Origin of the sequence: Saprospira grandis (assembly GCF_027594745.1) — a bacterium.
In the GTDB taxonomy this organism is placed as follows: Bacteria; Bacteroidota; Bacteroidia; order Chitinophagales; family Saprospiraceae; genus Saprospira; species Saprospira grandis.
Genome location: NZ_CP110854.1, coordinates 4,239,746 through 4,250,550 on the forward strand (window position 1 = coordinate 4,239,746; position 10,805 = coordinate 4,250,550).

9 protein-coding genes and 1 pseudogene are annotated in these 10,805 nt (G+C 43.0%); 2 read left to right on the forward strand and 8 right to left on the reverse strand.

What is annotated here, in order from left to right; genetic code table 11:
* Nucleotides 1-561 precede the first annotated feature (561 nt).
* The 8 genes and pseudogenes from OP864_RS16650 to OP864_RS16685 form a co-directional block, all read right to left on the reverse strand.
* On the reverse strand, nucleotides 562-873 hold the full coding sequence (locus OP864_RS16650) for a hypothetical protein (protein WP_270099270.1): 312 nt from the start codon (nucleotides 871-873) through the stop codon (nucleotides 562-564).
* Between the two features lie 581 nt (nucleotides 874-1,454).
* A complete protein-coding gene (locus tag OP864_RS16655) occupies nucleotides 1,455-2,075 on the reverse strand; it encodes a hypothetical protein (RefSeq protein WP_270099271.1) in 621 nt (206 codons plus the stop codon).
* A 24-nt stretch (nucleotides 2,076-2,099) separates the two neighbouring features.
* Complete coding sequence (locus OP864_RS16660) at nucleotides 2,100-3,005, reverse strand: hypothetical protein (protein ID WP_270099273.1); 906 nt, start codon at nucleotides 3,003-3,005, stop codon at nucleotides 2,100-2,102.
* A gap of 713 nt (nucleotides 3,006-3,718) precedes the next feature.
* Nucleotides 3,719-3,874: pseudogene (locus OP864_RS16665) on the reverse strand (transposase); the annotation flags it as partial.
* Nucleotides 3,875-4,191: 317 nt separating this feature from the next.
* Entirely contained in the window at nucleotides 4,192-4,623 is a 432-nt protein-coding gene (locus OP864_RS16670; protein WP_270099274.1) for a DUF6756 family protein, read from the reverse strand.
* Nucleotides 4,624-5,059: 436 nt separating this feature from the next.
* Nucleotides 5,060-5,596: a hypothetical protein gene (locus OP864_RS16675; protein WP_270099275.1), complete on the reverse strand. Its 537-nt coding sequence runs from the start codon at nucleotides 5,594-5,596 to the stop codon at nucleotides 5,060-5,062.
* Between the two features lie 50 nt (nucleotides 5,597-5,646).
* The gene (locus OP864_RS16680) at nucleotides 5,647-6,363 is read right to left on the reverse strand and encodes a hypothetical protein (RefSeq protein WP_270099276.1); all 717 of its coding nucleotides are present in this window, start codon (nucleotides 6,361-6,363) and stop codon (nucleotides 5,647-5,649) included.
* A 279-nt stretch (nucleotides 6,364-6,642) separates the two neighbouring features.
* A complete protein-coding gene (locus tag OP864_RS16685; RefSeq protein WP_270099277.1) occupies nucleotides 6,643-8,535 on the reverse strand; it encodes an SH3 domain-containing protein in 1,893 nt (630 codons plus the stop codon).
* 227 nt (nucleotides 8,536-8,762) lie between these two features.
* Here OP864_RS16685 and OP864_RS16690 point away from each other — a divergent pair, with 227 nt between their 5' ends.
* Both OP864_RS16690 and OP864_RS16695 read left to right on the forward strand, forming a co-directional pair.
* On the forward strand, nucleotides 8,763-9,521 hold the full coding sequence (locus OP864_RS16690) for a 5'-nucleotidase C-terminal domain-containing protein (RefSeq protein ID WP_270099278.1): 759 nt from the start codon (nucleotides 8,763-8,765) through the stop codon (nucleotides 9,519-9,521).
* A gap of 3 nt (nucleotides 9,522-9,524) precedes the next feature.
* On the forward strand, nucleotides 9,525-10,484 hold the full coding sequence (locus OP864_RS16695; RefSeq protein WP_270099279.1) for a bifunctional metallophosphatase/5'-nucleotidase: 960 nt from the start codon (nucleotides 9,525-9,527) through the stop codon (nucleotides 10,482-10,484).
* Nucleotides 10,485-10,805: the final 321 nt, after the last annotated feature.

Below are 10,805 nucleotides of genomic sequence, written 5' to 3' on the forward strand. Positions count from 1 at the left end.
GGCCTGCCGCCTGCGGCGGCCGGGCTGTGTCAGGGCTCGCAGGTCTGCTCGGCCCTTCGCAAAATTCGCTAGGCTCATTTTGCTCGGTCTGCGGCTTCGCCGCCCCCTTTTCCATCCCTAGGCCGACGGGCCTTCGGCCCTGTAGGTTGAAACCTACAGCAACAAAAGCGGCCATACCAAACGCAATAAAAATGAGCCGATGGTTGAAACCATCGGCCCATAATGTCTTCTAATACAAGGAAAGTTGTTTATTTATGGAGGGTTAAAACCCTCCATTTTATATTAAAATGTATTCGTTAATTGGCTGTAGGTTTTAACCTACAGCTTTAGCCCACCTGTTTACCCAGTCTACAAGCATGGGCTGAAGCCCATGGCCCCAAAACCGCCGAAGAAAACAGCCCAAAGAAAAAAAGACCGTTGAGCGGCCCAGCGCTGCGGAGCGGGTGGCCGTAGGCCAGACCGAAGCCGCCAAAGGCGGCTGAAGGGCCGAACAGACCTGTGAGCCCCGCAGCATAGCGGCGGCCAGCAAAGCTGGCCGCGGGCCCCAAATCTCCTATAAAATCAATCTGACAAGATCTTTTCAAAGACAATCAAAGCATAAGCATTATCCTCTTTATCTCTTGCCTCTTCGATCAAAAAATACCATTTTTTCTTCTCCTTAAGAAAAGACGATATTTCTCCTATCAGAACTAACTGCTCCTCGTAAAAATCATCCATATCATCAACATAGATTAGGTGCTCTCTCAATGTCGCATCTCTTTGATAGAGTCGAATTCTTTTAATTAAAGACTCAACTACATTAGATTTTTCCACCTCAGTGAAGCCATTCCATAAACTATCGACCCTTTGAAGAGAACATCTAAATAAGTCCATATTTTTTTGATCAAAATTTGAACATAAATAACGTGGGTTATCAGTAGTACAATTAGCATTAGAACAGCTCCCTAAAATGCTAAAAAAAACAATGTATATAAAGTTAATCCTCTTCATTAAAATCTTTTGAACCAAGGGGCTAACTCCATTTAGGAACAGCTACCTCATTTTTCTACAACCTATACTTTATGTAATATTTTGTAAAAGCTATAAGCAAACCAACAACAAATACCGCTAATATCTTTTTATTTTTCACTATTTCCAAAAATGAGTTATGATATAGAAATAAAGAATCTAAAACAAAAATCATAAAAATATTAGAAAGCACTATAGCTATCCTTATTCCAAGGTCATCAAAAAACAGAAGAAAAACTAAATTACCTAATATATAGTATACCGTATAAAAAAAAGTTTGCAGCATAGCCTCAGGCAAATTATACACCCAATAGTAAAGCAAAAGGCATATAATCCAATATACTAAATAAGATATCAATAAAATCATAGCTCTACTTATTTGTCTTTTTGCTATTTGGGGCTGTTAGCTTAACTAATATTCTTACACTAAAATTAGGACCAAAACACTAATACCTTGGCCCTTCCAACACCCCTTCTAACTCCATCCTCTCAATAAAATTTTCTTCTCCAATTCCATATTCTTCAATGATCTGCTCCCAATTTCCATAGCGAAAATGTTTTTCATATCTCGATCCATAAGCGGCAAACAACAGCTTCCCCTCTAGGCTAAATACCAGCTTCATCTCTGTACAAGAGTTACAAGGACTAACCCCATCTAAAAAAAACATACAGCCATGTCTGCCTGCTAAAACACCTACCTCATCAATTACATTCTCCAGAATGACTTTCTTAGTTCGGCTCAATTTTCTTTCTGTAGATAAGGCCGGACTCCAATGCGTTTGCAACAACTTCCCCCCTTTCCTAAACTCTATTTTCTGAGACCAAATAGCCGGAATAAATATAGGTTCTTTATCTACTGCCGAATCAAAAAGATGCACTGTTTTTACAGTCATTGCATAGTCATCCCAAGATAATGTTTGCGACAAACAAACAGAGTCTTTCATTTCCTTACGCTCTAAATACCCCTTTTTTAGCCCATTTTCTTTCCCCTCTGAGCGATCAGTTTTTTGCTCTAACTGACAAGCTACAGAGCAGATTAAAATCACTAATAAACAATATACTTTCATTGCATTCTTCCATTTTACCCCCCTTTACTCTTCTACATTAAATTTATAAGCTATATCAGCACGAAAAAAAGTATCCGGAAAATGATCCAGTTTCACTTGCGCTGCATTATAGGCGGCCTTCCATTCCGGATAATAATAATGTACAGCTATGCTATCCGCAGCATAAAGTTCTAAGCGAGCAAATGGCTCCCCTTTTTTTGGAACAGGACGAGCCCAAGCTTTCCAATGCATCATATCCCATTTGCAATCTGGTCTATCAGCCCAATATATAACTGCTGCCCCATTTTCATAACTAATCGGAAATTCAAAATAACACTGCATATTATACATATATAATATGTTTCGTTCCGTAAATTTCAAAGTGATGCCATTTGAGCTCCCCCAAACACTATCCTCCTGCACCACAAAAGGTAGTTGGTAGTTTTCTCCCAGCACTAAGCTATCCGGAAAAAACTGAGGATATTTTCGAGGCAAAAGGCTATCCCTATAAGTAGCCAAAAAGTGATCTTCGCCTGCATTCAGCTTATAAATCGCAAAAAGAGAATCGGCTTGCACAGCAGCATAAAATGGCAGTTCTTTTAGACAGTCCTCACTAATTAGTTCATAGTAAGAACTATATTTACGTATAACCTGCATTTCTTTAGGCCAATACACCAATAACTGCTTTTCCTGCCGTTCATAAGAAAAAGGATAAACACAATCCTTACTGAAAAAATAGTACAACTCCTCTCCTTTCAGCTTAAACTTAATGTCCTTTGCCCTAGCCGTTTTTTGAAGCCAAACTTCTGCTTCTTTTTCTTCCTCTACTGTAATTTTCTGCTCTTCTACTGCAGCCAAAGGCCGTTTTTCTTCTACTATTGGTGCTTGTACCGCTGGTTGGCAAGACAATAAGCCCAAGCTCAAAACAACTAAGGATAATAACTTTTTCATTTTCAGGTTTTTATTTTAGGATTTATGTTTTTTTTGGGGCCTGCCGCCTTTGGCGGCCGGGCCCTTTCAGGGCTCGCAGGTCTGCTCGGCCCTGCGCCAGCAAGCTGGCTAGGTCTGCCGCTGCGCGGCCCCCTTGCAGGCCCCTAGGCCGACGGGCCTTCGGCCAACCCTAGGGCCAAGGCCCTAGGCTATTGAAAAAATTGTCATCCCCTCATTCGAGGGGATTTTTCTTTGCGGTTGTGGTTGGGGAGTTGTTGTTTTTCTTGGAGCTAATTTTTTTCCATTTTCCAGCAAAGAAGGGCTTTAGCCCACCTGTTTACCCAGTCTACAAGCATGGGCTTCAGCCCATGACCCCAAAACCGCCGAAGAAAACCGCCCAAAGAAAAAAGACTGTTGAGCGGCCTAGCGATGTGCAGGGGTGGCCGAAGGCCAGACCCAGCGGGCGCAGCCCGCGCAGGGCCGAGCGAGCAGCGAGCCCCGAAACGTAGCGCCCGCCAAAGGCGGGAGGCCCCAAGAACTTACCTTTCCATAAGGAGCGAATCGACATTTAGGTCCAAAATTGAAGCTAAATCTTCCACCAAAAAGAAATCTTCATCATTATATTTTCTAGATATAAAATGATAACCTCCCTCCCTGTTAATCTCCAATAGCCAGTTTGCATTATCATCACGCATATATGGGTTATAATGATCTAATATTGTCTTATCAAAAAAACTATTGGCCAAAAGTTCTTTCTTCCAGGCCGATATTTGATTTGCATGTAGCTCATATTTTGTCGCTAATTCTGCCAAGGTCAATTGCTCTTTTAGTGCTTCTAAGGCCACTTTTGCCTTAAATTTAGAACTGAAATTACGACGCTTCTTTCTCATCTCTTTTGTAATTTAGTGCTTCATTATACGACTTTTTTCTTTCGTTTTTCCACCTTAAACTACTGTCCTAATTTTGGGGGTAAGGGCACCCACGGTCATTTTCAAGCAGCTCCTCTTTTGAATAAAGACAAGTATATAATATTTCAAATTCGCTATCCCTGACATCTGAAATATTCATAGTCTCCGAAAAGTCAAGTTTCTCCACTACAACTCCTGTACTTCTAACACAAGAAAAATTCAACATTAGCAATAACAGCATCAATCTATTCATCATTTCTCAAGATTTTAGATTCCCTAGTCTACAACAGTAGATTTTACTACTCCACAAAATCATCTGTCGCTCTGCGGGGCTGCTCTAGGTAATCAATTAACCAAGGCTTTGCCCGACCAGCAGCAATCAAATAATCATGATCATTCTGAGTAAGGAGATAATCTATTTTTCTAGAGGTGATATAAAATACAAAATTAAAGGACTCCCCTATCACATTTACTAGATCTTCCATCCGCTGAAACTCAAATCCCCTTTTTTCTCTACGATACTCAAATATAAGAATACATGGTTCTTGAGTTGGAAAATCAGTCATCCACATCCAACTGTCTTCATCTCTAATACTAAAACACTCTCCCCTGATCATATTTTCCCACAAAGAGAATTCGTACTCCTTTAAGGTAGTAAACCGATCTAGTACTTGGCTTAAGATAGGGGCTAGTTCTTCTTCAGACAGAACCTTATAGTCCGTTATAGACAAACGTTTTATTGCATCCAAAACATCCTTAAAATAAATATATTTATACATTTGTATTAGTTTAACATTACTCTTTTTTATTTGTTCTTCCTATTGAGGGTTTAGATTTTTTGGGGCCTGCCGCCTTCGGCGGCCGGGCTGTGTCAGGGCTCGCAGGTCTGCTCGGCCCTGCGCCAGCAAGCTGGCTCGGTCTGCCGCTGCGCGGCCCCCTTTTCCATCCCTAGGCCTGCGGCGGCTTCGCCGCCTGTAGGATGGATATATATACCTGTAGGTTGAAACCTACAGCAACAAAAGAAGCCATACTAAACGCAATAAAATGAGCCGATGGTTGAAACCATCGGCCCGTATCATTGATAGCAAACAAGGGCTTTAGCCCATGGCCAAAATAAAAAAGCCTAGCAATGTGCAAGAGAGGGCCTGAACTAATACAAATAAACGCTTACTTACCAAAGATTTTCAATGTCTCAAATTTACCCTCTTTCCAAGAGGTTACAATAATTGCTCGTTCTAAACTTGAATACTCTGGATGATTCATTATCACATCTTCCTCACATTCTAATTTAAGAGTTGGTTTAATATCAACACCTTCTTCTATTCTTAATTTAAAACCTTCTTCTTTTCCGTAATAATTAGCATAAACTGCTTTTCGCATCTTTGTAAACCTAAGGACTACCGAATAAAAACTATAGCCTTTATTCATAATTTCAGATATATAAATCTGCTCGTCTGCAGGTATTGTTTTGATATGCAATAAAACAGAGTCTAGAAGCACTCTTCTTAACTTTTCTTCCTTTACTTGGAAAAGAAAATCTCGGAGAATATACTTTTTTATTTCACAGTCAGCTTCTATATCTTTAACATTGACTGAGTACCATTTCTCTATATCAATTTCAAAAGTTTTACTCTTTTCTTGTCTATTTGTTTGACAACTCTGAATTAAACATAATACAAATAGACCAACTATTAAGTTACGCATATATTATTTTTTTGTCCTTCGGCAGGCGCTACGACCTAAATAAAAAAGTTTTATCGCTCATGCTGTTGGTAACGTTTAAACTGTCTAAAAAACTGCTCATTTTTTTCCTTTATTTTTTCCTCTACAAAAGCATCTCTCCAATGAAGATTTGTGTTGTAAAGGGGGCCTTTATTTTCTTTATGCATAGTAGAGTAGCCTTTTTCAAGAAGTTCTTTATACCAATTCAAGTAAATTTCTCTTAGCTTGTTAACATTTTCCTGATTAAGCTGGCAGTTGAGTTCTCCTATAGGTTTTTCGCAATATTTATACTCCTTCTTTTTGCCCCCCTCTCCACAAGTAAAAAATAGCCATTCTGAAACTGCTCCATATTCTGAACCAACTTCATACAACTCCATATAATTTACTTTTTCCATAGATTTCCAGAACACTCTATCGACCAGATAAAAGTAAACAACTTTATTAAGAGGCTTATTTCTATATAATTCAAAACTAACTCCTTGACATTCAAAGTCTGTTTTTATTGAATCATTAAGAATTATATCCCACTTAGATGTAAAATAGGCCGCAGAATCTTCCTCCATAGCTTGAATAAGGGCTCCTATGAGCTCTACTCTTTCATTCTCAGTCAAATGAGTACTCAAAGAATCTATATTTATCTCTTTATTCAGCGCCCTTCTAACAATAGGATCTTTTGATTGACCTCTCACCACAAAAGACACCAACATAACTGCACACAGAAAAATAAGTCTTTGTCTATAATTTGTCATTTTCCATAAAATTTACTTCCCCTATTTAGGCTGAGGGTGTAGTTGTCGTTCCAAAATTCATACTCAGCCTAAAAGATGTTTATTAGGCCGAAGGCCAGACTAAAACCGCCGAAGAAAACAGCCCAAAGAAAAAAAGACCGTTGTGCGGCCCAGCGCTGCGGAGGGGTGGCCGTAGGCCAGACCAAAGCCGCCAAAGGCGGCTGAAGGGCCGAACAGACCTGTGAGCCCCGCAGCATAGCGGCGGCCAGCATAGCTGGCCGCGGGCCCCAAATCCCCTAATTAAAAACATGCAGAAAGCACCTCATGCCGAATCGTTAGGCCCGGATGATAAATGGCCTGAACCGCCTCGCTTTGCAAAGAAATGGCCTTGGGCAAATAAAGCAACTCTAGCTGCTTGAGCTGAGCCAAAGCCCCAATTTCCTTTAATTCGGTACACTGACTGAGGTCCAAAAGACGAAGCTGAGGCATGGGCGGCAACTGCTGAAGACTGGCCAAATTGGGCGCCCTCAAATAAAATTTGGCTAAGTTCGGCGGCGCAACAAAAGCCCCCTTAGTAGGCCAAGCCGCTGTCCGCAAATCAAGGCTAGTCAATTGAGAAAACTGCCCCAAACGCTCTAATTGCTGAAAACTTGGCGCCCCTAACTCCAATTGCTGCAACTGCCCAGGCAACTGCTGAATCGAAAAAGGCAAATCTTGCTGACAAGCAAAAAAGACCAAGGCCTTTAACTCCCGCAAACTCTCCCCTTTAAGGAGCTCTGGCGTGCTCAACTTTAGCCAACGTAGCTGCTGAAAACGACTCAATAAACGCGCATCGATGCGGTTGGCCTTGACATTGATCTCCAAGGCCTGTAGCTGTCGCAAATTGGCTATGCTATTTATATTTTGTAGCTCATCGGCCAAAATATAGAGCTTTTTCAAGCGACTTAGGGCTGCCAAGGGACGCAAATCAAGATCAGATTGCTCGGCTTCTAGCCTTAACTCCTCTAGCATAAACAAGCTGTTCACGCCCGAAATACTCCGCAAATCACTAATCTGCAAACTTAACTTCTTGAGCTTGGGAAGCTGAATAAATACCTGCATATCTTGAATCTTCTGGGCCCGAATAGCCAACTCCTCTAGCTGGCCCTGCCCCCGCAAAAGCGACATGGGAAACTGCTGCTCTTGGGCAAAATCTAAACGCAACTTCTTCAGCTTTTTGGGCAAAAAGAGCAGCTGCTTCAACTTTAATTCCGTAAAGCTCAACTCCTCTAGGCTAGGCAACTGATTGAGGCCCGCTAAACGCTCCAACTGCAAGCCTCGGCCATGCAAACGCTTGAGCAAGGGCAAGCCCCGCAAACCCGATAAATCTTTTAGGGCCACCGCATAAAAAGGACCAGTCTGACAGGCATCATCCTGGGAAAGATCTAGCTCCTCTAAACGCATAATCTGCTCTATTTCGGCCAAACTCGCCTCCGAATAAGCCTCTTCCAAGGGTTTGAGCAAGACCATCTGATTGTAAAAGGCCTTCCATTCGGGACTTAGAGCGTTCCACCACAGAAATAAAGACTCCGCCTGCCTTACTTTAGAAGAATGCGGCAACTCTAAATGAATACTAAGGGTCTCCCCCTTGGGCAAAGGGCCCTGCTTGGGCGGCTCTTCTTGCTCCATATTGCCGGGGATTGTGGGAATAGGGACCAGCTTTTCTAAGCCGCCCCCATAGGTCCAGGCAATAAGGCCTTTAGCAGTTTCTACCTCCAGCCAATAATGCGGCAACTTTTGCCCCCGAATACTAATACTTTCTTTGTTTGGACTTCTTCGGCCCGTAAAACGAACCAACTGCCCCTCTTGCAACTTGGCGACCACCGCCGCCTGCAAATTGCCCTGACTGCGCAGACGCAAATTAGAGATAAAACAGCGGTACTGAGGACGAACAGCCTGCTCGCTCAGCTCCTTTTTGGCCAACCAACCTCTTCGGCCCGACTGGTTTTCTAGGAAAACGAATCCCCCCTCTTCCTTTTGGAGCGGATAAAGCAATTCTCCCTGCAAAAGAAATTCAACCATCGGGCTTTCGGCCTCTGGCGCTTGCAATAAAGGCCCCGCTACTTTATTATAAAAGATATCTTGGGCCATGGCAGAGCCAGCCATCAACAAACTAAACAGACAAAAAATATAGGGATACGGACTGAGCGACATAAGTATTTTTTTGATGAAGAGTGGCCACTTTAGAAGCAGAAACTCTAATTATTTTGCTTCTTCAAGATGCAAAAAATCTTTTAATTTTTTGCCCTCCGTCCCTAGGCAGATTTAAAAACTGCCTGCAGCCAAAGCAGATCGGCCATAAACAAAAACTTAAACTTTGGGCTGCAGCCAAAATGGCGGGGCTTTTTTGTATTTTCGGCCCGAAAACAGCCAAAAACATCATGAACAAACCACAGTTTTTTATTCTGGCCCTCTGTCTCTTTCTCTTGGGGAGCTGCCAGTCTTACCAACATTTTGTCAAGGAAGAAGGGCAATATTACCCCCTCAATAGCCAAGAACATCAGCAGGCAGATAGCAGCATAGCCAATATCTACGCCCCCTATAAAAAACAATTGGAGGCCCAGATGAATGAGCAGCTCGGTCAGTTGTCTGTGGACCTCATTAAGGAGCAGCCCGAATCTAATATGGGAAATTTTGCTGCCGATATGGTGGCTATTCAGGCCCAAGCATATACGGGCAAAAGCATTGATTTTGCCGTCCTCAATTATGGGGGACTTCGGCTGCCCTCTATCCCTAAAGGGCCCCTGAAGAAGGGGAAAATCTATGAGCTCATGCCCTTTGATAATATGATTGTGGTTATTGAGATGAAAGGCAGCGAGCTGCGCCCCCTCTTTGAGCATATCTGCATGAAAGGCGGCTGGCCCATTAGCTCGGCGGTTCGGATGGAAATAGATGATGAATTTGCGCCCCAAAATATTCGTTTGGAGGGCCAAGCTATTCAGGCCGATAAAAAATATCGCATTGCTACCATTGACTATCTGGCCAATGGCGGCGATAATTGTACCTTCTTCAAGGGGAAAAAGCGCTATGAAACAGGCAAATTCCTTCGAGATGCCGCCATAGAATATATCTCGGCCCAAACAGCCAAAGGGAAAAGCATTAAGGCCAGAAAAGAAGGCCGCATTAGCCAAAAAAAATAAGCCATGAACTATAATCGAAGAAAATTTTTGGGCCGCTTGGGCCAATTTGGCCTTTTGGCTGGAACTAGCCTTATTCTGCCCCCTTCCCTCAAAGCTTTTCATGGCCAACTTTTGGCCCAGAGCGATGAGGCCCCAGAACTCATCAAACTGAGCATTTTGCACACCAATGATGTACATAGCCGCATCGAACCCTTTCCCATGGATGGAGGCCGCAACCAAGGCAAGGCCGGTGCCGCCCGACGTGCCGCCCTCATCAATAAAATCCGAGATGAGGAAAAACATGTCCTTTTGCTCGATGCTGGCGATATGTTTCAAGGTACCCCCTATTTCAATTACTTTAAGGGCGAGCTAGAGCTCAAACTGATGTCGGCTATGGGCTATGAGGCCGGCACCTTGGGCAACCACGACTTTGATGCAGGGATCGAAAATCTCGAAAAACAACTTAAGGCCCATGCCAATTTCCCGATCCTCAACTGCAATTATAACTTTGAGGATACGCCCATGCAAGGCCTGGCCCAACCCTATAGCATCATCAAAAAAGGGCCGCTTAAAATTGGCCTGACTGGGGTCGGCATCGAGCTGCAAGGGCTGGTCCCTGCCCCACTCTATGGCCAAACCCAATACCAAGATCCCCAAAAAGCCCTCAACAAAATGGGCCGTTTCCTCAAGGAAGAGAAAAAATGCGACTATGTCATCTGCCTCTCGCATCTTGGCTATAGCTATAAACACAACAAAATCTCGGACCTTGTTTTGGCCCAAAATTCAGAGGCCGTAGATCTTATTATTGGTGGACATACCCATACTTTTCTAGAACAACCTACTCTGGTCCAAAATCCCAAAGGCGAAGAAGTACTGGTTTCTCAGGCGGGCTGGGCCGGCATCCTCCTTGGCCGCATCGATGTCTATTTTGAGCCCTCTAAAAAGAAAAAATGTATTAGCTGCCAAAATACAATTATAGAATAATATATGGATTTGGGGCCTCCCGCCTTCGGCGGGCGCTACGCTTTGGGGCTCGCAGGTCTGCTCGGCCCTTCGTTTTTTTCGCTGCGCTCAAAAAACTTGGTCTGGCCTTCGGCCACCCCGCCGCATCGCTAGGCCAGTCGCTTCGCTCCTCTACAGCAGCAAAACAAGATAAATCCTTTGTTTAAATAGGTTCTAAATCAATTGCCTGTCCTTGCTAAGGCATTTTTAGCAAAAAATCAATTTTTTTCTTTGTCTTTTTTTCTCGACCTTAGCCCTTCCCGGCTCAAGGCCTAAAGCCTTTTCGCTCCCCAATTTCATTTT

Bases quoted from the DNA above. Each gene is read 5' to 3' on its own strand.
- OP864_RS16690 (WP_270099278.1), top strand. From the start codon at position 8,763: ATGAACAAACCACAGTTTTTTATTCTGGCCCTCTGTCTCTTTCTCTTG.
- OP864_RS16650 (WP_270099270.1), bottom strand. From the start codon at position 873: ATGGACTTATTTAGATGTTCTCTTCAAAGGGTCGATAGTTTATGGAAT.
- OP864_RS16695 (WP_270099279.1), top strand. From the start codon at position 9,525: ATGAACTATAATCGAAGAAAATTTTTGGGCCGCTTGGGCCAATTTGGC.
- OP864_RS16685 (WP_270099277.1), bottom strand. From the start codon at position 8,535: ATGTCGCTCAGTCCGTATCCCTATATTTTTTGTCTGTTTAGTTTGTTG.
- OP864_RS16675 (WP_270099275.1), bottom strand. From the start codon at position 5,596: ATGCGTAACTTAATAGTTGGTCTATTTGTATTATGTTTAATTCAGAGT.
- OP864_RS16680 (WP_270099276.1), bottom strand. From the start codon at position 6,363: ATGACAAATTATAGACAAAGACTTATTTTTCTGTGTGCAGTTATGTTG.
- OP864_RS16660 (WP_270099273.1), bottom strand. From the start codon at position 3,005: ATGAAAAAGTTATTATCCTTAGTTGTTTTGAGCTTGGGCTTATTGTCT.
- OP864_RS16655 (WP_270099271.1), bottom strand. From the start codon at position 2,075: ATGAAAGTATATTGTTTATTAGTGATTTTAATCTGCTCTGTAGCTTGT.